A 23823-nucleotide genomic window follows, 5' to 3' on the forward strand; every position below is an offset into this window, starting at 1 on the left:
CGGAGTTGTCATGGCTGGTTCAGCATCAAAATCCCTGTCGCCCGAGCAGCAGCAGGAGCTCGACGACGTCTTCGCCCGGGCGCAGGCGGCACTCGCCGTCATCGAGACGTACGACCAGGCGCGTGTCGACCGGCTGATCCGCGCGGTCGCGTGGGCGGTGGCCAACCGCTCGTCGTTCCATCGCCTGGTTGAGATGGGTATCGAGGAGTCCGGCCTCGGCGACTTCGACAGCCGCATGAACAAGCGGATGAAGATCCGCGGCGTCCTCCGCGATGCCCTGCGCAGCCCCTCGGTGGGGATCATCGAAGAGGATGCCGAGAAGGGCCTCGTCAAGTACGGCAAGCCGGTCGGGGTGATCGGCTGCGTCGTGCCGACGACGAACCCCGACCTCACGCCCGCCGGCAACGCCATCTACGCGATCAAGGCGCGCGACGTCGTGGTGTTCTCGCCGCACCCGCGTTCGAGGCACACGACCCTCGAGACCGTCCGGCGGATGCGCGATGCGCTCGAGGCGGAGGGCGCCCCCGCCGACATCCTGCAGTGCATCACCCTTCCGAGCCTCGCGGCATCGCAGGAGATCATGCGGCGCGCCGACCTTGTCATCGCCACCGGCGGCCAGGGACTGGTGCGCGCGGCGTACAGCTCGGGGACACCGGCGTACGGCGTCGGCGCCGGAAATGCGACGGAGTTCGTCGACGAGACCGCCGACCTCCGCGAGACGGCACGCAACTGCATGCTGTCGAAGACGTCGGACTTCGGCTCGGGCTGCTCGGCCGACGGCAACGTGCTCGTGCCGGCCGCGCGATACCGCGAGATGCTCGAGGCGCTCCAGGCCGAAGGCGGTCATCTCACGAGTCCGGAGCAGCGCGCCGCGCTGCAGGCGGTGATGTGGGACGACGAGGGGCATCGGCTGCCCGACACCGTCGCCATCTCCCCGCAGGCGCTCGCGCGAGCCGCGGGCTTCGACATCCCGCCGGACAGCCGGTTCATCGTGGTCGAAGGCGACGGCATCGCCGAGGACCGGCAGTTCTGCAAAGAGAAGCTCACCACCCTGATGGCGGTCCACGCCTACGAGGGCGGCTTCGAAGACGGCGTCGAGCTCGCCAAGCGGCTCTACGACATCGGCGGCAAGGGCCACTCCTGCGGCATCGCGTCGACCGACGACGCGCACATCGACTACTTCGCCCGGCACATGCCGGTCTCGCGCATCATGGTGCGCCAGCCGAATTCGAAGGCGAACGCCGGGTCGTTCACGAACGGGATGCCGATGACCTCGTCGATGGGATGCGGCACGTGGGGCGGCAACATCACATCCGAGAACGTCTCGCTGCGCCACTACCTGAACACGACGTGGGTCTCGCGCACGATCGCTGAGGACCGGCCCTCCGACGAGGAGCTGTTCGGCGACTTCTACGACGCCGCGCTCGAGTCGGCGGATCCTGTAAAGGCCGCATCGTGAGCGCCGCCGAGGACATCGTCGACGAGGCGCGGCAGTGGTGGCGGACGGACATCATCGACGTCCATCCCGGCGAGATCGCGCTGCGCGGCTATCCGATCCAGGAGCTCCTCGGCAGGGTCGGCTTCGTCGACACCATCTGGCTCATGCTGCGCGGGGAGCTTCCCTCGTCCGAGGAGGCGGCTCTGTTCGAGGCGGCGCTCGTCGCCTCCGTCGACCACGGGCCCCAGGCGCCGTCGATCGCGATCGCCCGCATGGCGACGACCTGCGGCGTGCCGATCAACGGGGCGATGGCCTCCGCGATCAACGTGCTGGGTGACGTGCACGGCGGTCCTGGCCAGCAGTGCATGGAGGTGTACCTCGCGATCGACGAGGAGCTCCAGCGGACGGGCGACCTCGAGGAGGCGACGCGCGTCGTGCTGCAGCGTCAGCGCGACGCCGGCGTCGTCTACATCCCCGGCTTCGGTCATCGGTTCCATCCGCTCGACCCCCGGACGCCGCGTCTGCTGTCGCTGGTCGACGCCGCGGCCGCCGCCGGCGTGATCGACGGTCGCTTCGCGGCGATCGGCCGTGCCGTCGAGGACGCCATCAGCGCCGGGCGACCCCAGCGGATCCCCATGAACGTCGACGGCGTGACAGCCGTCATCTACTGCGAGCTGGGGTTCACGCCGGAGCTCGGCCGCGGGGTGTTCATCCTCGCGCGCTCGGTGGGGATTCTCGCTCACGCCGCCGAGCAGATGACGCAGGGCGGCCGGATCAAGGGACCGATGCCGAAATCCATCGGATACACCTACACGGGGCCGGCGCGCCGATCAGTCCCGATCGACGGCGACGAAAGAAGGAGCACCTCATGAGGGACCTGGTCTCGAACCAGATCGTTCGCTATCTGGAAGCACGTGAGGTCGAGCATGTCTTCGGCCTCTGCGGCCACACGAACATCGCGCTGCTGGCAGCGCTCGAGAAGAGCGAACGGATCTCCTTCGTGAACGTGCGGCACGAGCAGATCGCCGCGCATGCGGCGGACGGCTATGCGCGGGCGGCCCACCGGACCGGAGTCGTCCTCACCCATCTGGGTCCCGGTCTGACCAACGCCACGACCGGTGTCGCGAACGCGGCCCTGGACTCGATCCCGATGGTCGTCATCGCCGGCGACATTCCCACGCACTACTTCGGCAAGCATCCGCACCAGGAGATCAACCTCCACGCCGATGCCGCGCAGTACGAGATCTACCGGCCTTTCGTCAAGCGCGCGTGGCGGGTGGACCGGCCGCACCTGATCGCCGAGGTGCTCGACAAGGCGTTCATGCTGGCCGAGAGCGGGCGTCCCGGTCCCGTCCTCGTCGACGTGCCGATGGACGTCTTCTCGGCCGAGATCGACGTCGCGCTGTTCGACAGGGTGATCGGCAACACCCGCGCGCTCGTGAAGCCGGGCCTCGACGAGGCCGTCGCCGAGAGGATCGTGCAGAATCTGCTGGATGCCGAGCGGCCGGTGCTGTACGTCGGCGGCGGCATCGTCGCCGCGGACGCGGCAGCCGAGCTCGCCGAATTCGCCGAGCTGCTCTCGCTCCCCGTCGCCCACAGTCTGATGGGCAAGGGCGCGGTGCCGGACGACAGCCCGCTGGTCCTCGGCATGACAGGGTTCTGGGGAACGGCGTTCACGAATGAGACCACCCGGACGGCGGACTGGATCCTCGCGCTCGGAACGCGGTTCGCGGAAGCCGACTCGAGCTCCTGGTACGCCGAGTACACCTTCGACATCCCGGGCACCAAGCTCATGCAGATCGACGTCGATCCGGCCGAGCTCGGCCGCAACTACCCGCTCGAGATCGGCGCCCTGGCCGACCTCAAGTCCGCTCTCACCGTGCTGCTGCGGGTGGCCCGCCGCCTCGCCGCCGACGGGGTGCGGCGCACCGAGCTGCTCTCGCAGATCGCGGCGAACCGCGCGACGCTGAAGCTCCAGAACGCGCCGGCGCAGGCATCCGATGCGTGGCCGATGCGTCCCGAGCGGATCCTCTCCGAGACGAGGGAGGTGCTCCCGGCCGACGCGATCATCACCACCGACGTCGGCTGGAACAAGAACGGGGTCGGTCAGCAGTTCGACATCCTCACGCCCGGCAGCTTCCTCACCCCCGGGGGCTTCGCGACCATGGGCTTCGGCGGGCCGGCCGCGGTCGGCGCCAAGATCGCCTGCCCCGACCGCGTCGTGGTCTCGCTCGTGGGCGATGGCGGCTTCGGGCAGAATCCGGCGGTGCTCTCGACCGCCCGCGAGCAGGGTGTCGCGGTGGTCTGGGTCGTGATGAACAACAACGCCTTCGGCACGATCGCCGGCCTCGAGAAGGCGGCCTTCGACACGACCTACGGCACCGTGTTCGGCAGCGCCGACGACCCCCTGTACACCGACTTCGCCGCGATCGCCGAGGCCTATGGCATCACCGGCATCAAGGTCGAGGCGGCGGTGGAGTTCAAGCCCGCGCTCGAGCGGGCGATCGCGCTCGAGCGACCCGTCGTGATCGACGTGTCGATGGTCAACGTGCCGACGCCGACCACGGGTCACTGGAACATCCTCGACATCTACTCGCCCGGCGAGACCGTGGAGCACGTCGCCATCCCCTGACCCGTCGCCCTCGGCGACGAACCGATTCGTGAGGCGGTCCGATGATGTGCACCGCACGTCGATCATGAGCGGGGCACAGCGCGTGCTGGACGTGTCGATCTCGACCGTATGCCTGTCGGGCACGCTCGAGGACAAGCTCCGTGCCGCGGCCGCGGCCGGGTTCTCGGGTATCGAGCTGCTGGAGTACGGCCTCATCATGTCGACGTGGTCTCCCGGGCGGGTGGCCCGGGAGGCCGCGAACCTCGGACTCTCCCTCGAGGTCTATCAGCCGTTCCATATCGAAACGGTCCCGCCGGACCGCTTCGGCGCCACCCTCCGCCGCGCCGAGCGCAAGTTCGAGCTGCTCTCCGAACTCGGGGCCGGCGTGCTGGTGTGCTGCTCGTCGAGGACGGACGACGGCGTCGATGACGACGGTCTGACGGCGGAGCAGCTGCACGCCCTGGCTGAGCGGGCCGCGCAGAGCGGCGTGCGCCTGGCGTATGAGGCCGTGCCGTGGGGCCGGGTTCGCACGTACGAGCACGCGTGGCGTCTCATCGAGCAGGTCGACCACTCCGCGCTCGGGCTCTGCCTCGACAGTTTCCACGTGCTCTCGGCCGCCAACGACGCGAACGCCGTCTCGCGCGTGACCGGCGACAAGATCTTCCATGTCCAGCTGGCGGACGCCCCCCGTCTCGACATGGACGTGCGGGAGTGGAGCCTCCACTACCGGATGTTCCCCGGCCAGGGAGCCCTCGATGTCGCCGGCTTCCTCGGCAGTCTGCTGTCGATGGGCTACTCCGGGCCCCTCGCGATCGAGGTCTTCAACGACATCTATCAGCAGGAGGATCCTCGGCACGCCGCCATCGATGCCATGCGCTCGATGCGGGCGCTGGCCGAGGCGGTGGCCGCGCGCGACCTCGACGATGCGCCCGCTCCGCTCGCCGGTGGCGAGCTGCCCCCGGCTCCGAGACTGGATGGCTTCGCGTTCGCCGAGCTCGCGGTCGACCAGGTCTCGGGGCCGCTCGTCTCGCGGGCCCTCGCCGGCCTCGGCTTCGCGCACGTCGGGCAGCACCGCTCCAAGCCGGTGCAGCTGTGGCAGCAGGGCGATGCCCGCGTGCTCCTCAACTCGGCCCCGGAGCGATCGATCGACCCCGCCACCGCGGCGATCTGCGCCCTGGCGGTGCAGACGGCCGATGCCGCCGCGTCGATGCGGCGGGCCGAGAGCCTGCTGGCGCCGAAGCTCGCGCGTCGCCGGTCACCGGACGAGACCGACCTCGCGTCGGTGGCGACGCCGGACGGCACCGCGCTGTTCTTCTGCGATGCCACCGGCGGCACGCCCTGGATCGACGACTTCGCCCCTGCCGACGCGGCCCCGGCCGATGCGGCCCGGGCCGACGCCCCACCGCTCCTGACCCGCATCGACCACGTATCGGTCACCGAGTCGATCGACGACTTCGACCAGTCCGCACTCTTCTTCCACTCCGTGCTCGGCCTCGTTCCCCGGGAGCTGACCGAGATCACGGCACCCTTCGGCCTCATCCGCACGTGGTCCGCCAGCGCTCCCGACGGCTGCGTCCGCGTGGCTCTCAGCACCAACCCGCTCCGGCGGGGCGACTGGTCGCCGGGTGTCACGAGCCCGCAGCTGGTGGCCTTCGCCACCGATGACGCCATCGCCTGCGCGAGGGCGGCCCGCGAGCGCCGGGCGCCCATCCTCGAGATGCCTGCGAACTACTACGACGACCTCGAAGCGCGGCTGGCGCTGCCCGCCGAGTTCGTCGCGGCGCTGCGCGAGAACTCGATCCTCTACGACCGAGACGCGCAGGGGGAGTTCCTGCACTTCTTCACAGAGATGCTCGGCTCGCGGGTCTTCTTCCAGGTGGTGCAGCGGATCCACGGCTACGACGGCTTCGGCGACCCGCGCAGTGTCGCTCTGCGCATGGCCGCTCATCGCCGGCAGCGTATGCGCACACTGGCGAGCGACCCGGCCGAGTCCGCCGTCGGGCACCGTCACGACTACTCGCTGGCCCATCTCACGGCGCTGAGTCTGTCGCCGCCGGAACTGGTGGATGCCGCGGCCGCCGCCGGGTACCGCTACGTCGGCCTGCGCATGACCAAGGTGACCCCGCAGGAACCCCACTACCCGCTGGCGTACGACCCAGCGCTGATGCGCAGGACGAAGACGCATCTCGCGGCGACCGGGGTCGAGGTGCTCGACATCGAACTGGCGCGCATCACCTCGGGCGACAGCCCCAGCGACTACCTGCGCTTCCTCGAGGCGGGTGCTGAACTCGGAGCGCGCCACGTCATCGCGCAGCTGCCCGACTCGGACTTCGCCCGCAAGACGGACCGCTTCTCGGAGCTCTGCGAGCTGGCGCTTCCTCTCGGCCTCACGATCGACCTCGAGTTCCCCTCATGGACGGAGACGCCCGACCTCCGGGAAGCGACGCGGGTCCTCCGAGCGGCGGATAAGCCGAATGCGGGTCTGCTCATCGACCTGCTGCACTTCGCCCGCTCACGGTCGAGTGTGGGGGATCTGCGAGAGCTTCCGCCCGAGTGGTTCCACTACGCGCACGTGTGCGACGCCCCCGCCGAGATCCCGGCGACCACCGCCGGCCTGATCCACACCGCACGCTTCGAGCGGCTCTTCCCGGGCGAAGGGGGCATCGACATGCTCGGCATCCTCGATGCCCTCCCTGCGGGTCTCCCGTTCGCGCTCGAGATTCCGCGAGCGACGCTCGTCGCGCAGGTCGGCGGGAAGGAGCACGCCCGCCTCGCGATCGCCGCCGCGCGCCGCCACCTCGACGCGAACCGGCCCGCCGCCGCACCGGCCCGCTGATACGTTGCGTAGACACGGACGGGCCGCCGCCGGCTGAGGCGCAGACCCGAGGACAGGGGATGCCATGGCCGACGACCTCAGGTTCACCAGCCGGGCGAGGGCGCTGCTCGTGCTGCACGCCGGCCCCGGGTTCATCATCCCCAACGCGTGGGACGCCGGATCCGCCCGCATCCTCGAGCAGGTGGGGTTCTCGGCGATCGCGACCACGAGCGCGGGGATCGCGTGGGCGTGCGGCGTCCCCGACGGGAACGCGCTGGATCCCGACACCATGTTCGAGCGCCTGGCCGAGATCGTGGCGGCGGTGGGTGTGCCGGTCAGCGCCGATCTCGAAGCGGGATACGGCGACTCGCCGGCCGAGGTCGGCCGCACCGTGGCGCGGGCCGTGGGGCTGGGCATCGCGGGGGCGAACATCGAGGATGCTCAGGAAGGCCGGCTCTTCGGCATCGAGGAGGCGGTGGAACGGCTGGTCGCGGCGCGGGCCGCGGCGCCGTCCGGCACCTTCGTGCTGAACGCCCGCACCGACACCTACCTCGGCGGTGTCGCCGGCGACCCGTTCGACGAGACCGTCGAGCGCGCCCGCCGCTACGTCAGTGCCGGTGCCGATTGCATCTTCGTGCCGGGAGTCAACGACGAGGAGACCATCCGGCGCCTCGCGGACGCCATCCCCGCACCCCTCAACATCGTCGCCGGGCTCGCCGCGAACGTCATCCCGGCACACACCCTGTTCGGGCTCGGCGTGTCACGGGTCAGCGTGGGCGGCAGCCTCGCCCGTGCCGCGCTCAGTCTCGTCGAGCGCGCCGGACGGGAGCTCAAGGAGTCCGGCACGCTGGGCTTCCTCGACGGCGCGCTCGGCTATGCCGAGATGCAGCGCCGCTTCGGGGCCTGAGCGCGCGACTACTGTCCGGCGCGGTCCCGCTGCCGGGACCGCCGAGCCCCGCGGGTCGGCGCCGCTGCGCCGTCCTGGTCCGACATCCGGTTCTGCTCGGCTTCGAGGCGCTCGGCCTCCTCGCCGCCGATGGCCTCGCCGCGGGCGACGAGCCCGGCGACATCCGACAGCGGGATCTCCTTGAGGAACAGCGCCAGGATCAGCGCCACGGCGATGAACGGCACGAGGTACCAGAACACCGGCGCCAGCGCGTCGGCGTAGGCGTCGACGACCCCGGTCCGGACGCTGTCGGGGAGCGTGCTCAGCACCGACGGATCGATGGTCGACGTCGCCTCGCCGGCCTGCTCGGGGCTGGCTCCGGCATCCGTGAACACTGTCGTCAGGTTCTCGGTGAGACGCGTGGTGAACAGCGTGCCGAACACGGCGATGCCGAGCGCGGCGCCCATCTCGCGGAAGTAGTTGTTCGTCGACGTGGCGGTGCCGAGATCGGATGCGGGCACGGCGTTCTGCACGACGAGCACGACGACCTGCATGATGCAGCCGAGTCCGACGCCGAACAGGAACAGGTAGGTGCAGATGAGCCAGATCGGGGTCGAGGCCGTCAGCGTCGTCATCAGGATCATCGCGACGCCGACGACGATCGTGCCGATGATGGGGAACACCTTGTACTTGCCCGTCTTCGTGATGAGCAGACCCGCGGCGATCGACGTGCCCATGACGCCGACCATCATCGGCAGCATGAGGAGACCGGATGCCGCAGCCGAGGTGCCCGACGACATCTGGAGGAACGTCGGCACGAAGCCGAGCGCGGCGAACATCCCGATGCCGATCGCCATGCCGATCGCGGTCGCGTTGACGAAGATCGGGTTGCGGAACATCGACAGCGGCATGATGGGGTCGGCCGCCCGCGATTCGGTGAAGATGAACAGCCCGGCAGCGGCGACGAGACCGGCGCCCCACGCCCAGGTCGCGGTCGAGTCCCAGCCGTGGTCGGCCGAGCCGCCGAAGTCGGTGAAGAAGATCAGGCAGGTCGTCGCCGCCGACAGGAACAGCACGCCCAGCCAGTCGATGGGCTTCTCGGCCTTCTTGTCGGGCAGCTTCAGCGCGAACACGGCGACGAAGAAGGCGGCGATGCCGATCGGGATGTTGATGTAGAACGCCCACTGCCACGTCATGTGGTCGACGAAGAAGCCGCCGAGAAGGGGGCCGGCGACAGCGGCGAGGCCGAAGATGCCGCCGATGGGGCCGAGGTACTTGCCGCGCTGGTCGGCGGGCACGATGTCGGCGATGATCGCCTGCGACAGGATCATCAGGCCGCCGCCGCCGAGGCCCTGGATGGCGCGGAAGATCACGAACATCCAGAAGTCGGTCGCGAAGGCGCAACCCACCGAGGCGAGCGTGAAGATCGCGATGGCCACCATGAACAGCCGGCGTCGGCCGAGCACGTCGCCGAACTTGCCGTAGATCGGCATGACGATGGTCGTGGCGAGGATGTACGCGGTCGTGATCCACACCTGGTGCGAGACCCCGCCCAGTTCGCCCACGATCGTCGGCATCGCGGTGGAGACGATCGTCTGGTCGAGGCTCGACAGGAGCATGCCCGCGATCAGGGCGGAGAAGATGATCCAGATGCGCCGCTGCGTGAGCAGGAAGGGCGCGTCGCCGTCGGGTCTGACGGTCGGGACGGTGGCGGTGGTCATTCGGAGGTTCCCATCAATGCGTTCTGACTGGCGAAGAGGTCGCGCGCCGCGGCGATGCGTCGTTCGAAGATCTCGATGAAGGTGTCGTCGTTGCCGGGCTTGAGGAACTCTCCGGCGGCGGATCGCACCAGCGCGCCGACGACCTGGGAGGCGACCTGCGCCCGCAGATCGCCGGAGGGCAGGTTCTCGCGCTGCTCGATCAGTCGCGCGTCGAACTGCTCGCCCTCGGCGCCGAGCTCGAGCATGCGCGCGAGCAGGCGGGGCTCCTTCTCCACGGCGCGGAAGAGGTCCTGCACCGTGTCGGGGGCGATGTCGAGGGCGCGCCAGCGCTCCTCGGCGAGCCGCGCCAGCTCGGTCAGCAGGTCCGGCGAGAGACCCGGGCCGCCGCAGCCGCCGGTGACGAAGCGGGCGATGGCCGCGGCATCCGAACGCTCCAGCGGCACGCCCAGCACCGCGTCGTCCTTCGACGCGAAGTAGTTGAAGAAGGTGCGGCGCGACACGTCCGCCTCGGCGCAGAGGTCCTCGACCGTGAAACCGGCGAGGCCGTGCTCGGCCGTGAAGCGCCGCGCGGCGCGAATCAGAGTGCGGGTGGTCTCAGCGCGCCGGCGCTCACGAAGTCCATCTGCACTATCAGTCACATCATGCATTTTTGCACTTCATGATGCGAAGTGCAAAAAACTCGCCTGACGGCGGTCAGCGAGCCACGGCGCTGGATGCGCGAGGGTGAAGCTCCGGCAGCACGGAGGTCCGCTGCACCGGCCGCCGAGGACCGTCCACCAGGCGATCGACCATCGTCTCGACGGCGAGCCGCCCGATGTGCTGCTTCGGCGGGCGCAGAGCGGTGATCGGGGGTTCGGCGCTCTCGGCGACCTCGTCGTCATAGGCGACGATCGCCAGGTCGTCGGGGATCGACCAGCCGTGGTCGCGGGCGTACTGCTCCAGCAGCACCGCCTGCGGGTCGTTGTGGATCAGCAGGGCGGTGGTGGATGTCTCCCGACAGCGTCCGAGCAGCTCGGCGATGAGGGCTTCGCGGGTCACGCCGTCCAGCGCGTCGAGCGTCGCGTCGACGTCGACGAGGCATTCCAGGCCGAGGTCTTCCACGGCACGGTCCCAGCCGCGGCGGAGCTGCCACGAGGTGGGGGAGCCGGCGGAGGTGAGGATGCCGACGCGGCGGTGGCCGAGCGCGGCGAGGTGATCGGCGGCCAGCGAGCCGCCGAAGACGTGGTCGGTCGTGACCCACTCGAGGCTGGTGAGCGCGAGCGTCGACGGCACGCGGCGCTCGGCGAGCACGACCGGGATCGGCAGCGCCTCGAGCCAGTGCAGCAGCGCGCGCCCGTCGGCTCCGAGCGTCTCGGGCGCCACGATCAGGCCGTGGAGGCTGCCGGATTCGACGAGCGAGGAGATCTGTCGGCGCTGGTCGTCGACCGAGTAGCTCGCGCCGCGCAGGATGAGCTGGACCCCGAGGTCGGTGGCGGCCGCGCGGGCCCCGATGATGATGTGCGGCCAGTAGTAGCTGAGCGACGGCACCACCATGCCGACCCGGAAGCGGATGGGTGCCCCGCCGGACGACGCCGGCACACTCGTATCCAGCCGGCTGCGCAGCGTCGCGCCGCCGTGGACGCGGGTGACGAGGCCGCGGTCGGCCAGGTGACCGATGTCGCGGCGGATGGTGAGCTCCGACACGCGCAGCTCGCGCGCGAGCTCGGCGACGCGGACCGACCCGGTCCGGCGCAGTTCGTCGAGGATGTGCTCGCGGCGCGAAAGGCCGAAGGCGGGCGGGTCGAGGGGTGGCTCCATGATCGCCTCAGCGTACAAGTGTGTTCGAGTCGGTTCAAGAGTGATCAAGTGTGTTCGGTTTGGTTCCGGCGTGCGTCCCTCTCGTTGCAGGATTTCGCTGCGGGCACGCGGTCGTGCCCTTTCGTGCGTCGAAGCCGGCCCGGGTTCGCGAGCGCACGTGAGAAGCCCAGGGAACGGAGACTGCGATGTCGCAGGCAGGGACGCCTCGTCCGAAGGACGCTCAGAAGCCACCGCGGAGACTGAGGATCGCACTGGCGGCAGCGGTGACCGCTGCGGTGATCGCAGCCCCGCTCGCCGTGCCGGCCATGGCGCAGGCGGCGGTGACCGACCCGGTCGTCGTGAACGTCACCGGCGCCGACGTCGCAGCGGCCGCGCTGAACAAGAACGGCCTCACCTTCAAGGGCTTCGGGGTGCTGTCGGCCAACTCGACCAGCGCGCTCCTCCTCGACTACAAGTCGCAGCATCCCGACAAGTACTGGGAGCTGATCGAGACGCTCTTCGGCGGCGACCACCCGATCATGACCACCGTCAAGATCGAGATGGGCAACGACCGCAACACCTCGACCGGCCCCAACGCGTCGACGATGCGCAGCCGCGATGAATACCCCAACGTGCAGCGCGAGCCCGGCTTCCAGCTCGCGGCGGACGCGCAGCTGGTCGCCCACGGCGACGTGCACCTCAGCCTGCTGCGCTGGAACCGCCCGGCGTGGGTCCAGAACGACGCCGACCAGTACATCTGGTTCAAGAACACCGTGCTGGCCGCGTACCGCGAGTACGGGGTGATGGTCGACTCGATCAACCCCGACACGAACGAGACCAGCAGCCCGAACATCCAGCTGTACAAGAACTTCTCCGCCTGGGTCGCCGCCGACAGCGCGGGATACGAGGGCGCCGATGCCGCCGACCCCAACAACGGCTTCGCCTCGGACGAGGAGAAGAACCTTTTCCACGCGATCCAGACCGTCGCCGCCGACACGGTCGGCACGCCGCCGGTGTCGTTCGGGAATGCCATGACGTCGGCCACCGACTCGTCGCTGCGCGACGCCGTCGACGTCGTCGGATTCCACTACTCCAGCGCCGATGACAGCGCCGGCAACATGAAGAAGATCGCCGAGCAGCTCGACAAGGAGGTCTGGAACTCGGAGGGCCAGTCGACGTTCTCGAGTTCGGCCGACCGTCCCAACAACAACGCCAGTGACGAGCAGGGGGGCTTCGGCACCCAGTTCGGCGGCACCAACAGCGCGCTCGAGATGGGCAACTGGGTCACCACCGGCTTCTCCGCCTCGCGCCGGACGCTGAACATCTTCCAGCCCGCCATCGGCTCGTTCTACGACGGGTTCCAGTACTCGTCGAAGGAGCTCGTCAACGCCCGCGACCCGTGGTCGGGCTGGATGTACTACGACGGCGGCCTCGCCGTGATCGAGCAGTTCACCCAGTTCGCGAAGCTCGGGTGGGAGAACGCCGACAACACGGCCGGCATCTGGCGGGCCATCCCGCAGGCCTCGAAGAGCGAGCTCGGCACCGGCAACCCGCCGAGCGGTGCACGCGCGGGCGGCGCGTCGTACACGACGCTCGCGGCCCCCGACGCGTCGGACTTCTCGACGGTCATCATCAACGACTCGAAGTTCACGAAGACCTACCGCATCGTCGCGAGCGACCTCGACCTCGGATCCGACCAGACGGCCGAACTCTGGGAGACCCGCGCCGCCGACGCCGGACAGGCGTACGACGCGAACTACCTGAAGCCGGTCGGCGAGCTCGCGCCCGCCGCCGACGGCGCGTACACCGTCACGGTCAAGCCGTGGTCGGCGCTCACCGTCACCACGCTCGATCACGCGACGGCGGGAGCGGGCGGCGCTCTCACCGCCAAGGACGGCTACGGCAGCGCGCTGCCCACGTCCGAGGAGTACACCGACGCCGACGGCGATGGTCAGTACACCGGGGGCCGCGATGTGCTCGACACCGACGCGAGCGGAAACGTCAACGGCGTCACCGACGACGCGGTCATCTACGCCGACGACTTCGACTACAGCGAAGAGGGCGCGATCAAGGGCTACGACCCGGCGACCGGCCAGCTGATCGATTCGGGCCAGTCGTACCTCGACAGCCGCGGCGCCGAGGCGAAGCCCGCGGGAACGCCGGCGGTCCAGAGCGAGGACTACGGCGCGACGCCCCGCTACACGAACGACACGAACGGCGCGTTCGAGTCGGTCGCGACCGCGGATGCCGCACACGACCGGGTGCTCCGCCAGCAGGTGGGTCCCGGCATGGCGGGCGGAGCATGGAACGCCGGTGACCCCAAGACCACGATCGGCGACGCCCGGTGGACCAACTACACCGTCTCGTCGGACGTGCTGTTCGAGGCGACCGGATCGCAGTACGCGACCATCGGCGCGCGCGAGCAGGGCGGCACGGCCAACGGCCAGAGCGTCTCGGCCGCGGAGCTGAAGATCGACCCGACCGGCGCCTGGACCTTCATGCGCTTCGGCGCCACGCTGTCGACCGGCTCGGTCGCGAGCACGCCGGACGTCGCCTTCAAGACCGGCGCGGGCGTCTGGAACAACATCGCGGTGAAGGTCGCCGGATCCGTGTACACCGCCTACGTCAACGGCGTGCAGGTGGCGACCTACACGGATGCCGCTCCGCAGGCAGCCGGCCGGATCCAGCTGGGCTCGAGCTTCACCTTCGTGCAGTTCGACAACCTGAAGATCGAGACCGTACCGGGCTACACGCCGTACTACGCGACGATCATCGACGGCATGCACCAGACCAGCTGGGAGGACCGCTCCGTCCCGGTGCTGACCTTCGATGCGAGCTGGAGCCACGTCAACGGCCAGGGCATGTTCGAGTGGCAGCGGACCGCCTCCAAGAGCACGGCCAAGGGCGCCGCGATGACGTACTCGTTCACCGGCACGGGCCTCGACATCATCGGCACCAACGGCGGGGCCACGACACTCGATGTGAGCGTGGACGGCGTCCCGATCGTGGCCGCCGCGCCGACCTTCGCGGCCGGCAGCGAGCGGACGACGTTCATCCTCCGCGGTCTGAAGGATGCCGCGCACACGGTCGTCATCAAGACCGCGAACGACGCCTCGATCAACGTCGACGCCGTGGGCGTCATCACGGCGACCGCGGACTCCGCCGCGGTGGACACCACGGCGCTCGCCGCCGCGATCGACGCCGTGGATGGCCTGGACGAGGGCGAGTACAGCGCCGAGACGTGGGCCGTGTTCGCGGCCGTGCTCGCCGACGCGACCTCCGCTGTCGCCGACGCGGGGGCGTACGGCCTCGACGCCGAGGGCGCGGCGGCGCTCGCCGCCCGGCTCGCGGCGGCAGCCGACGGCCTGACGCCCAAGGACGTCAGCGCCGATGTGATCAACCTCGGCGTGGTGTCGATCACGTCGGCCGATCGCACGCTGCCGGCCGAGCTCACCCTTGCGGGTGCCGAGGCGAAGGTGACCTGGAGCCTCGGCTCCGTCGCCGCCGCGAAGACCACGGCCGAGCTCGGCACGTTCGCCGCGACGGGCCGTTCGACCGAGAAGCTGTCGTCGGGTGTGTACCAGCGCTTCAGCGCCACGGTCCTCGTCGTGCCGGCCGACCTCGAGTACTTCATCGACTCGGGCTCCTCCGGTGCGCCGGACGGATCGGTGTACGCCGCCGCTCTGGCATCCTTCCCGGATCTGCGCAACGACACGAGCGACCAGAAGTGGGACGGCACGACGGCCGGCGAGACGTGGGGCTACTCCACGACCGCGACGACCCTGGCGGCCGGCACGCCGCAGGACTGGGGCTCGTCGTACGTCGGCGCCGACTACAACAAACCCGTCACCTATCACCTGACGCTGCCTGCGGGCTCGTACAACATCGTGGGCGTCCAGGCGCCGCGTCCGGGCCTCACGACCAACGTCTACTCCAAGCTGAAGGTCGCCGGCGCCGAGACCACGAAGACCGCGGTGTCGACGGGATCGGCGACGCCGGTCGTGCAGACGCTGACGATCGACGAGGACGCCGTGGTCGACGTGGAGTTCGGCACCAACGGCACGAGCGGCTACAACGCCCGCCTCGCGCTGGTCTACGTGCAGAGCCTGCCGCGCGACCTCGGTCTGCAGGGTGCTCTCGGCGTCGAGGACGACCTGCCCGAGACGGTCGACGTCGCGGGCACCGAGCGGGCCGTCCAGTGGGATGCCGCGTCCGCCGCGCAGCCCCGCACCGAGTACGCCAAGCTCACCGTGACCGGTCGCCTGACCGATACCGATCAGGCCGTCATCGCGGGCTTCGAGATCGTTCCTCCGGCGCTGGTGTACTACATCGACGCGGGAACGAACGGCGCACCGTCCCCGCAGTACGCGGCGGTCGCCGACGCGGTGGCTCTGCGCAACGACAAGGTCGACCAGGTCTCGACGGCCGCCGACCAGTGGGGTTACGTCGCCGACGGGATGAAGACGAAGGGCACCACCGACATCAACGACAAGTACTCGACGGGTCTCTACCAGGACACGACGAAGCTCGTCTACCGGCTGCCGCTCGACGCAGGCACGTACACGCTGACGGGCGGTTTCACCGAATGGTGGGGCGTGAACCGCGCGATGTACCAGACGGTGTCGGTCGCGGGAACCGAGCTCGCCAAGGGCACCGTGCCGCTGTCGGGCTCGAGCACGCCGATCGCCGCTCCGCTCACCTTCACGCTGAGCGCCCCGGCCGTCGTCGACTACCTCGTCACCAACGAGGGCGCCGGCGGCGAGAAGCCGGTCATCTCGTGGCTCGCCGTCGCCGACCAGACGCTTCCGGGGGCGCCGCAGAACGCGACGGCCGCTCTCGCGGGCGACACCTCGATCGCCGTCTCGTGGGATGCCTCGGCCCTCACCGGACCGGGATTCACCGGCTATCGGGTCTACGAGGCCGGTGGGACCGACGCCGTGTGCGAGACGAGCGGCACGACCTGCACCGCGAAGGCGCTGGAGCTCGGCACGACGCACGCGTACGAGGTGGCTGGTGTGAACGTCCTCGGCGAGGGCGCGCGGTCGGTGGCCACGGCATCCGTCACCCTCCCCGAGGTCGCTTCCGACGACGGCGCGAAGACGGCTCCGGGCAAGGGCGTGCTCTCGTCGAACGACGGCTGGGACACCGGCCTCGAGGACGGCACGTTCCAGGTCACGATGAACCTGTGGTGGGGCGAGAACGGCTCGCTGTTCAAGCTCTACCGCGACGGCGAGCTCGTCGCCAAGGTGCCGCTCACGATGATGACGCCGGGTGCGCAGCGCGCCGTCGTCGACATCGCCGGCCTTCCGAACGGCACCTACGTCTTCACCGGCGAGCTGCTGAACTCGAAGGGCGCGACCGCGAGCCAGCCGCTCACCGTGAAGGTCACCGACGCCGCACCGGGCAAGCCGGTCCTCTCGGCCGACAACAAGGACGGCGACGGCAGGTACACGGTCACGGCCGACCTGTGGTGGGGCACGAACGCCACCTCGTACCGGTTCCTCGAGAACGGCGCCGAGGTCGCCTCGGGCCCGCTGACCGCGGCCTCGCCGGAGGCGCAGCGCGCGACGCTCCCGGTCACGGGCAAGGCGAAGGGCACGTACACCTACACCGTCGAGTTCACCAACGCGGCGGGGACGACGGTGAGCGCACCGCTCAAGGTGACCGTGTCGAAGTAGCAAGTCCCTGACGGATGCCGCTCTCCGGTCGTTGAGCGAGCGAAGCGAGACGAAACGCGTCGGGCCCTGCGGGAGCCTCGGCGCGTTTCGTCTCGCTCGTTCCTCGCTCGCTCATCGGACCGGGTGATGCCCGCATGTCGGTCGTTGAGCGAGCGAAGCGAGACGAAACGCGCTCGACGACCGCGTGACAGCGTCAGCCGGTGATGATGTCGAGCACCTCGCCGAGGATCTGCGCGGCCTCTCCGAAGCGGGCCGGGGCTTCGCTGGAGTAGTTGAGGCGCACGTAGGGTCCTGAGGGCTCCGCGGGGAACCACTCGTCGCCCGCCGCGATGATGAGCCCCCGCGCCTCGGACTCGCGGACGACCCGCGCGGCGTCCACGCCGTCGGGCAGGCGCGCCCACAGGTTGAGGCCGCCGGCGGGGACGGTGTCGATGTGAGCCGTCGGCGCGTGCTCGCGAAGGCCGTCGAGCAGGAGGTCGCGGCGGCTGCGCAGCTGCGGGCGCAGGGCGCGCAGGTGACTGCGCCACGACGGCTGGGTCACCACGTCGAGCGCTGCCGCCTGCAGCAGCCCGCTGACGTACATGGACTCTGCGGCGCGGTCGGTGAGGACGCGCTCGCGTGCCGGTCCGCGGGCGATCCCGGCTGCCACGCGCAGTGCGGGAGAGACGCTCTTGGTGAGGGAGCGCACGTAGATCACGTGCCCGTCGTCGTCGTGCGCCGCGATCGGGCGCGGGTCGGCGTCGATCGCGAGATCGTGCGCCCAGTCGTCCTCGATGAGGAACGCGCCGCGCCGGCGGCAGATCTCGAGCACGGCTTCGGAGGTCGAGGCCGGCCACTGCCCGCCCGTCGGGTTGGCGAACGTGGGCTGGGCGTAGAACGCACGCGCACCGCTGCGCTCCAGCGCGCGATCGACCTCGTCGGGGTCGGGGCCGAAGGCGCCGGACGGGACGGGCACCAGGGTGACGCCGGCCTGCTCGGCGGCGAGCATCGCGCCCCAGTACGTGGGCGACTCGATGACGAGCGGCTGCCCGGGACCCACCACGGCGCGGAAGATCGACGACAGCCCGCTCTGACTGCCCGAGATGATGAGCACGTCCCGGGCGGTGGGTGGCGTGACGCCCGCCGGCGCGGCCCCGGCGAGCTCGTGGGCGAACCACTCCTGAAGCTCCGGCATCCCGGCGACCGGTGAGCGGGCGATGGCGGCGTGGGTGCGTGCCGCGCGGGCGATCGCAGCCCGTACCGCGCGCTCCGGAAGCAGATCGGATGCCGGATACCCGGAGTGCAGCCCGATGGCGTCGGGTGCCACCGAGCGCTGCGTCGACGACAGCATCGACACGCGCGCCGGGGGAGAGCCGAGGGCTGCGGTCTGCCACCCGTATTCCGCCGGACGTGCGGTCCGCACCGCGCGCACGAACGTCCCGACCCCGGGGCGGCTCTCGACGAGACCGGCGCCGATCAGGTGGCGCATGGCCTTCTGCACGGTGACGGGGCTCGCGCCGTACCGGGCGACCAGCGCGCGGTTCGAGGGCAGCTGGGCTCCCGGCGGCGCCGCGGCGATCCAGGCGCGCAGTTCCGCGGTCATCCGTGCGGTGCTATCCTGACCCATGACAGAACAGAGTAGCGCTACTCTCCGCGAAGCGACAGTGCTACCCCGACTTGCTGGCCTGGGGTGGGGGCTGCTCGGCATCGTCGCCTTCTCGTTCACGCTTCCCTTCACGCGCGTCGCGGTCGGCGGGCTGTCACCGCTGTTCATCGGATCCGGTCGCGCCGTGGTCGCCGCGGCGCTCGCGGTGATCGCTCTCTCGATCGCCCGCCGACGGCGGCCGGCCACCGTTCCCGTGCCGTCCCCGAGGCAGCGGGCGCGTCTGGCGATCGTCGCCGCGGGCGTCGTCGTCGGGTTCCCGCTGCTGACGTCGTTCGCGCTCACGTCGGTGCCCGCCAGCCATGCGGTCGTCGTGATCGGTCTCCTTCCCGCGGCGACGGCCGTGTTGGCGGTGCTGCGCGGCAAGGAGCGACCGGCCGTGTCGTTCTGGGTGTTCGCGAGCCTCGGGGCGGTGGCGGCCATGACCTTCGCATCGCTGCAGAACGGCGGGCTCGGAGAACTGCACGAAGCCGATCTGCTGCTGTTCCTCGCGGTGGTGCTGTGCGCGATGGGCTACGCGGAAGGCGGTCTGCTCGCGCGCGAGCTCGGTGCCTGGCAGACCGTGTCGTGGGCGCTCGTGCTGGCCGCGCCGCCGATGATCGTCGCGACGATCGTGGCGGTCGTCCAGCAGCCGCCCGCTGCCGCACCGGTCGAGTGGGCGGCGTTCGCCTATCTCGCGGTCGTCAGCATGTTCCTGGGATTCTTCGCCTGGTACCGCGGTCTCGCGATCGGCCCGATCGCCCAGGTGAGCCAGGTGCAGCTCGTTCAGCCCGTGCTCGGCATCCTCTGGTCCGCCGTCCTCCTGCACGAGCGGATCGGCATGCCCACCCTGCTCGGGGGGCTCGCCGTCATCGCCTGCGCGGGCCTCGCCGTCCGCACCCGACTCACCCGAAAGGACACCCCCTGATGCGTCACACGCCGCGCTACCTCATGACCGACCCCGAGCAGGTGAAGGAGCTCATCCGCCACCACCCGTGGGCCACGTTCGTCTCGCACACCCCCGACGGGCTGGTGGCCTCGCACTATCCCGTGCTCCTCGACGAGCAGGCCGACGACATCGTCGTGCTCAGTCACTTCGGGCGACCCGACGACGAGCTCCACGAGCTCGGACAGCACGAGATGCTCGTCATCATCCAGGGGCCGCACGACTATGTGTCGTCGAGCTGGTACGCGCCGGGCGACCTCGTTCCGACGTGGAACCACGTGACCGCCCACCTCTACGGCACGCCGGAGATCCTCTCCGACGAGGCGAACTACGCCATGCTCGCGCAGCTCACCGACCACTTCGAGCAGGGGCATCCGCACGGTCGCAGCCTCGCCGAGGACGAGACCGGCACCCGCCGCATCGCGAAGGGGACCGTCGGCCTGCGCCTGCGCGTCACGCGGTTCGATGCCCGGGCGAAGCTGAGCCAGAACAAGCCCGCCGAAGTGCGCGACGGCATCGCCGCCCACCTCGACGCGCACAACGCCGCACTCGCGGAAGCGATGCGGGCCGTCGACCTCAGCGACCGGTGACCTCAGCGACCGATGACCTTCCGGGCGTGGGTCGCTCGCCCTCAGAAGGGCGCGTCCGCGCCATCGCCGGCGAGGCGGGAGGAGGCGGAGTCTGAAGCGGTGAACACGGGGACCTTGCGTTCCGGACGCACGACATACCGGCGTCCGGTGGGGGAGGTCCACGCCACAGCTCCCCCCGAGCCTTCGAGTTGGCGGACGCTCCAGTCGGTGTTGTCCTTCACGAGGTGATGGCCCTTGCAGAACGGCAGATTGTTGTCGAGGCCTGTCTCGCCGTCGTCGGCCCACCGGATCTGATGATCTATCTCGCAGCGAGATGCCGGCATCGCACAGCCGGGGCCCATGCACCGGTCGGCGCGCCATCTGACGAGCCGTTGCAGGGCGGCGGGTGGGCGATAGCTGTCTCGACCGACGGAGAGCACCATTCCGGTCTCGGGGTGAGTGAGCACCCGCATCCACCGAGCGTCGCCGCCGCACAGTTCGCGTGCCTTCGACAGCGGGATCGGGCCGATGCCCTCGACGGCCGGCGATTCGCCGGCATCTGCGTACTCGTCGTCGAGAAGGGCGAGGACCGGAACGGTGACGACGACCTGTGCGCGGATGCCCGACGCCTCGGACGGGAGGTGGTCGGTGGTGCCGTCGATCAGGAGGTCGGCGGCGACGTCGGCGCGCAGCTGATCGAGAGTGCGGGTCTCGCCGTCGACTCGTCCGATCGCCTTCGCGATCTGGGTCATGCGGTTATGGATCGCATGGATCTCGACTTCGGGGCCGAAGATCCAGAGGCCCGCCATGGCGTCCGGCCCGCGCTCGACCATGATCCGGCGCTGCGCGACCGCTCGATGGTGTCGCTCTTCCAGTGTCGTCGCCTGTGCGGCCTCGATCAGGGTGCGCAGCGCTCGCCGGAATGTGCCCACCGGCTCGGACTCGGCCAGCGGCACCGCGCGCCGCAGGAGCTGTTCCCGCAGCTCGGCCGGCGCCTCGTCGAGCAGATCCGCGATGATCTCGGCGTGCGTCTCGGTGATGCGGGCCGCACTCAGGGCATCGAGAGCGGAAGGGTAGCGTCGTGCGAGCGCTTCGGCACGTGCGAGCAGGCGGCCGGCGGCATACTCGGTGACCCGCATCGCCGCCGTCAGCTCGAGCCGGATGGACCGTTCGACGATGTCGCGCACGCCCTCGCCGCGATCGATCGCCTCCTGCAGCAGCTCGCGACGCATGGAGTCGATACGAGTCAGCCGCTCTGCCGCGAACACCGACATCATCACCGCGGTCTCGACGACCAGGTCCACGGCATCCGGAACCGGCGGGATGAACTCATCGCCGCTCCCGATCGGCCACGCCCCACCCTCGATGTCGGGGGGAGAGGGCGGTTCAAGCATGAGTCGAGTTTAGAACATAGTTTCGAACAAAGCAACCCCTGAATCGTGAGGAGAAGAACGGCCGACAGCGGCGCGAAGGGGGTCCTCCTGGTACCGGTCAGAGCCGCACCTGGCTGAGGCGCTGCCGACGGGGTTCACTGGGTGCGACCCACACGAAGGAGAACCACATGCGCGCCGTCGTCATGTACGCACCCGGTGACATCCGCGTCGAGGAGCGGGAGGACCCGGCCATCGTCGAGCCCACCGACGCGATCATCCGCCTCGCGGCCACCTGTATCTGCGGGTCGGACCTGTGGCCCTACCGTGGTGACGACGACGTCGATCACACCCCGATGGGGCACGAGTACGTCGGCGTGGTCACCGAGATCGGCGACGAGGTGAAGACGCTCCGGGTGGGCGACTTCGTCGTCGGGTCGTTCTTCGCCTCCGACAACACCTGCGAGATCTGCCAGGCCGGATACCAGTCGCGCTGCATCCACGCGTACCCGATGGGTGCCCTCGGCACGCAGGCCGAGTACGCGCGCGTCCCGCTCGCCGACGGCACCCTGGTCGCCACGCCGGGCATGCCCGACGCCGACCTCGTCCCGTCGCTGCTCGCGGCATCCGACGTCCTCGGCACCGGCTGGTTCGCCGCCGTCGCCGCAGAGGCGGGCCCCGGCAAGACCGTCGCCGTCGTGGGCGACGGCGCCGTCGGACTGCTCGGCATCCTGGCCGCCCGGCAGCTCGGAGCCGAGCGGATCATCGCGATGAGCCGTCACGCCGACCGCCAGGCCCTGGCCCGTGAGTTCGGCGCCACCGACATCGTCGAGGAGCGCGGCGACGCCGGCGTCGCGAGGATCAAGGAGCTCACCGGCGGCTACGGCGCGCACAGCGTCATCGAGGCCGTCGGCACGCAGGAGTCCATGATGCAGGCGATCCGCGCGACACGGCCCGGGGGTCACATCGGCTACGTCGGGGTCTCGCACGACGTGTCGCTCGACGGCCTCGAGCTGTTCTTCTCGGGCGTGCACCTGCACGGCGGGCCGGCACCGGTGCGGCGCTTCCTGCCCGAGCTCATCCAGCTGATCTGGGACCGCCGGATCGACCCGGGCAAGGTCTTCGATCTCACCCTGCCCCTCGAGGACGCGGCCGAGGGCTATCGGGCGATGGACGAACGGCGCGCGACGAAGGTGCTCCTGACGGTGTGATCCCGCGCTGCCGGCCGTCGCGCACGGCCGGCGGCGCCTCACGTCGCAGGCCGGCCGTCGCGCACGGCCGGCGGCGTCTCAGCCGCGGGCCGCCCGAGGCGGGTCGACTTCCCGCCCACCTCCGCGGCGCTCAACGTCACACGAAGCGCACCCAGTTCGCACCGCGACCGGTCTCGGCTCGCCGGAGCAGCTCGAGGCGGTCACCGTCTACGGCGTAGAGGGAGATCGTCGTCGACCGCTCGCCCGCAGCGATCAGGTGTGCGCCGTCCGGACTGAGGGCGAAGCCGCGCGGCTGCGGCTCGGTCTCCACGAAGCGCTCGGGCGCCGACACCGAGCCATCGTCCGCGACCGACACGGCACCGAGCGTGCTCTCCGTCCGCTCCGAGCACCACAGCCGGCGGCCGCCGGCCCCGAAGTGCAGGTCGGCGCCCCAGATGAGGTGCTCTGCGCGCGGATCGGCCCCGAAGCGGCTGTGGTGAAGGCCCTTCGACGGGTCGAAGGCGTCTGCGGCGTCCCGCAGCTCGAGGGTCCCCGCCTCGGCGTCGCGTGCGAAGTGGAGCACCTGCCCGGAGAACTCGGTGAGCACGTAGACAGCGTCCTGCGCGTCATTGATCACGAGATGCCGGGGACCGCTGCCCTCGGGCGCGGCTACCGTCGCCGGCTCCAGCGCCACGAGCCGCAGGTCGTCGGTCAGCGCGTACTGCGCGACCAGATCGGCACCGAGCGACACGAAGTATGCGAACCGGCCGTCCGCACTCGGCAGCACCGCGTGCAGGTTGGGGAACTCGATACGTGACACGGGGGCGCCGACGACACCATCGGCGACCGCGCAGCTGATCCCGTAGCCGCCGCCGTAGGAGGCGCCCAGGAGACCCGCGCCGTCCCTGCACAGCGCGAGATAGTTCATGCCGCCGTCCGGGAGATCGAGCCGCGACACGGGGTCGAGCCGCCCGGTCTCGCGGTCGAGGCGCAGCGTCACGATGCCCGCCGGCTCGGCATCCGACCCGCCCTTCACCGCCGCGTAGACCAGGTCCCGGGCCGAGTCCGCGACGAAGGACGAGCAGCCAGGAAGGCCCCCGCTCACAGCGAGTCGCTCGATCGAGTCGCCCGAGAGCCGGAAGGTGCTGATGCTGCCGTCGCCCGCGTTGGCCACGAGAACGAGTGAGGAGTCGGTCATGCAC

At 70.2% G+C, this 23823-nt stretch carries 15 protein-coding genes; 9 read left to right on the forward strand and 6 right to left on the reverse strand.

Annotated features, from left to right (window positions below):
* Positions 1-10 precede the first annotated feature (10 nt).
* The 5 genes from MRBLMI12_RS12000 (at position 11) to MRBLMI12_RS12020 (ending at position 7771) form a co-directional block, all read left to right on the forward strand.
* Complete coding sequence (locus MRBLMI12_RS12000) at positions 11-1459, forward strand: aldehyde dehydrogenase family protein (RefSeq protein WP_363356702.1); 1449 nt, start codon at positions 11-13, stop codon at positions 1457-1459.
* A complete protein-coding gene (locus tag MRBLMI12_RS12005) occupies positions 1456-2310 on the forward strand; it encodes a citryl-CoA lyase (protein ID WP_363356703.1) in 855 nt (284 codons plus the stop codon). The genes MRBLMI12_RS12000 and MRBLMI12_RS12005 overlap by 4 nt, the downstream gene beginning before the upstream one ends.
* The gene (locus MRBLMI12_RS12010) at positions 2307-4070 is read left to right on the forward strand and encodes a thiamine pyrophosphate-binding protein (RefSeq protein ID WP_363356704.1); all 1764 of its coding nucleotides are present in this window, start codon (positions 2307-2309) and stop codon (positions 4068-4070) included. Before MRBLMI12_RS12005 ends, MRBLMI12_RS12010 begins: the two co-directional genes overlap by 4 nt.
* Positions 4071-4098: 28 nt before the next feature.
* Positions 4099-6885, forward strand: a complete 2787-nt coding sequence (locus MRBLMI12_RS12015; RefSeq protein WP_363356705.1) for a TIM barrel protein — start codon at positions 4099-4101, stop codon at positions 6883-6885.
* 64 nt (positions 6886-6949) lie between these two features.
* Complete coding sequence (locus MRBLMI12_RS12020) at positions 6950-7771, forward strand: isocitrate lyase/PEP mutase family protein (RefSeq protein WP_363356706.1); 822 nt, start codon at positions 6950-6952, stop codon at positions 7769-7771.
* Between the two features lie 8 nt (positions 7772-7779).
* On the opposite strand, the gene MRBLMI12_RS12025 is transcribed toward MRBLMI12_RS12020, so the two are convergent.
* The 3 genes from MRBLMI12_RS12025 to MRBLMI12_RS12035 are packed head-to-tail and all read right to left on the reverse strand — an operon-like array spanning position 7780 to position 11268.
* Positions 7780-9471: an MDR family MFS transporter gene (locus MRBLMI12_RS12025; protein WP_363356707.1), complete on the reverse strand. Its 1692-nt coding sequence runs from the start codon at positions 9469-9471 to the stop codon at positions 7780-7782.
* Entirely contained in the window at positions 9468-10118 is a 651-nt protein-coding gene (locus MRBLMI12_RS12030) for a TetR/AcrR family transcriptional regulator (protein ID WP_363356708.1), read from the reverse strand. Before MRBLMI12_RS12030 ends, MRBLMI12_RS12025 begins: the two co-directional genes overlap by 4 nt.
* 46 nt (positions 10119-10164) lie before the next feature.
* On the reverse strand, positions 10165-11268 hold the full coding sequence (locus MRBLMI12_RS12035; protein WP_363356709.1) for a substrate-binding domain-containing protein: 1104 nt from the start codon (positions 11266-11268) through the stop codon (positions 10165-10167).
* 263 nt (positions 11269-11531) lie between these two features.
* On the opposite strand from MRBLMI12_RS12035, the gene MRBLMI12_RS12040 reads away from it, so the two are divergent.
* Positions 11532-16925 carry a chitinase N-terminal domain-containing protein gene (locus MRBLMI12_RS12040; protein ID WP_363356710.1) on the forward strand — a complete coding sequence of 1798 codons (5394 nt, stop codon included), beginning with the start codon at positions 11532-11534 and terminating at the stop codon, positions 16923-16925.
* A gap of 193 nt (positions 16926-17118) precedes the next feature.
* Here the strand turns inward: MRBLMI12_RS12040 and MRBLMI12_RS12045 are convergent, their stop codons facing one another.
* On the reverse strand, positions 17119-18531 hold the full coding sequence (locus tag MRBLMI12_RS12045) for a PLP-dependent aminotransferase family protein (protein ID WP_363356711.1): 1413 nt from the start codon (positions 18529-18531) through the stop codon (positions 17119-17121).
* On the opposite strand from MRBLMI12_RS12045, the gene MRBLMI12_RS12050 reads away from it, so the two are divergent.
* A complete protein-coding gene (locus MRBLMI12_RS12050; RefSeq protein WP_363356712.1) occupies positions 18530-19474 on the forward strand; it encodes a DMT family transporter in 945 nt (314 codons plus the stop codon). The genes MRBLMI12_RS12045 and MRBLMI12_RS12050 overlap by 2 nt on opposite strands.
* Positions 19474-20082, forward strand: a complete 609-nt coding sequence (locus MRBLMI12_RS12055; protein WP_363356713.1) for an FMN-binding negative transcriptional regulator — start codon at positions 19474-19476, stop codon at positions 20080-20082. Before MRBLMI12_RS12050 ends, MRBLMI12_RS12055 begins: the two co-directional genes overlap by 1 nt.
* Before the next feature lie 41 nt (positions 20083-20123).
* On the opposite strand, the gene MRBLMI12_RS12060 is transcribed toward MRBLMI12_RS12055, so the two are convergent.
* The gene (locus tag MRBLMI12_RS12060) at positions 20124-21455 is read right to left on the reverse strand and encodes an HNH endonuclease signature motif containing protein (RefSeq protein WP_363356714.1); all 1332 of its coding nucleotides are present in this window, start codon (positions 21453-21455) and stop codon (positions 20124-20126) included.
* Positions 21456-21622: 167 nt separating this feature from the next.
* On the opposite strand from MRBLMI12_RS12060, the gene MRBLMI12_RS12065 reads away from it, so the two are divergent.
* Positions 21623-22642: a zinc-dependent alcohol dehydrogenase family protein gene (locus MRBLMI12_RS12065; protein WP_363356716.1), complete on the forward strand. Its 1020-nt coding sequence runs from the start codon at positions 21623-21625 to the stop codon at positions 22640-22642.
* A gap of 136 nt (positions 22643-22778) precedes the next feature.
* Here the strand turns inward: MRBLMI12_RS12065 and MRBLMI12_RS12070 are convergent, their stop codons facing one another.
* The gene (locus MRBLMI12_RS12070; RefSeq protein WP_363356717.1) at positions 22779-23819 is read right to left on the reverse strand and encodes a lactonase family protein; all 1041 of its coding nucleotides are present in this window, start codon (positions 23817-23819) and stop codon (positions 22779-22781) included.
* Positions 23820-23823 lie beyond the last annotated feature (4 nt).

This window comes from Microbacterium sp. LMI12-1-1.1 (assembly GCF_040676455.1).
Lineage (GTDB): Bacteria > Actinomycetota > Actinomycetes > Actinomycetales > Microbacteriaceae > Microbacterium.

Excerpts from the sequence above, each read along its gene's own strand:
- MRBLMI12_RS12000 (WP_363356702.1), top strand. The coding sequence starts at position 11 with ATGGCTGGTTCAGCATCAAAATCCCTGTCGCCCGAGCAGCAGCAGGAG.
- MRBLMI12_RS12010 (WP_363356704.1), top strand. The coding sequence starts at position 2,307 with ATGAGGGACCTGGTCTCGAACCAGATCGTTCGCTATCTGGAAGCACGT.
- MRBLMI12_RS12020 (WP_363356706.1), top strand. The coding sequence starts at position 6,950 with ATGGCCGACGACCTCAGGTTCACCAGCCGGGCGAGGGCGCTGCTCGTG.
- MRBLMI12_RS12025 (WP_363356707.1), bottom strand. The coding sequence starts at position 9,471 with ATGACCACCGCCACCGTCCCGACCGTCAGACCCGACGGCGACGCGCCC.
- MRBLMI12_RS12030 (WP_363356708.1), bottom strand. The coding sequence starts at position 10,118 with ATGCATGATGTGACTGATAGTGCAGATGGACTTCGTGAGCGCCGGCGC.
- MRBLMI12_RS12035 (WP_363356709.1), bottom strand. The coding sequence starts at position 11,268 with ATGGAGCCACCCCTCGACCCGCCCGCCTTCGGCCTTTCGCGCCGCGAG.
- MRBLMI12_RS12050 (WP_363356712.1), top strand. The coding sequence starts at position 18,530 with ATGACAGAACAGAGTAGCGCTACTCTCCGCGAAGCGACAGTGCTACCC.
- MRBLMI12_RS12045 (WP_363356711.1), bottom strand. The coding sequence starts at position 18,531 with ATGGGTCAGGATAGCACCGCACGGATGACCGCGGAACTGCGCGCCTGG.
- MRBLMI12_RS12055 (WP_363356713.1), top strand. The coding sequence starts at position 19,474 with ATGCGTCACACGCCGCGCTACCTCATGACCGACCCCGAGCAGGTGAAG.
- MRBLMI12_RS12060 (WP_363356714.1), bottom strand. The coding sequence starts at position 21,455 with ATGCTTGAACCGCCCTCTCCCCCCGACATCGAGGGTGGGGCGTGGCCG.
- MRBLMI12_RS12065 (WP_363356716.1), top strand. The coding sequence starts at position 21,623 with ATGCGCGCCGTCGTCATGTACGCACCCGGTGACATCCGCGTCGAGGAG.
- MRBLMI12_RS12070 (WP_363356717.1), bottom strand. The coding sequence starts at position 23,819 with ATGACCGACTCCTCACTCGTTCTCGTGGCCAACGCGGGCGACGGCAGC.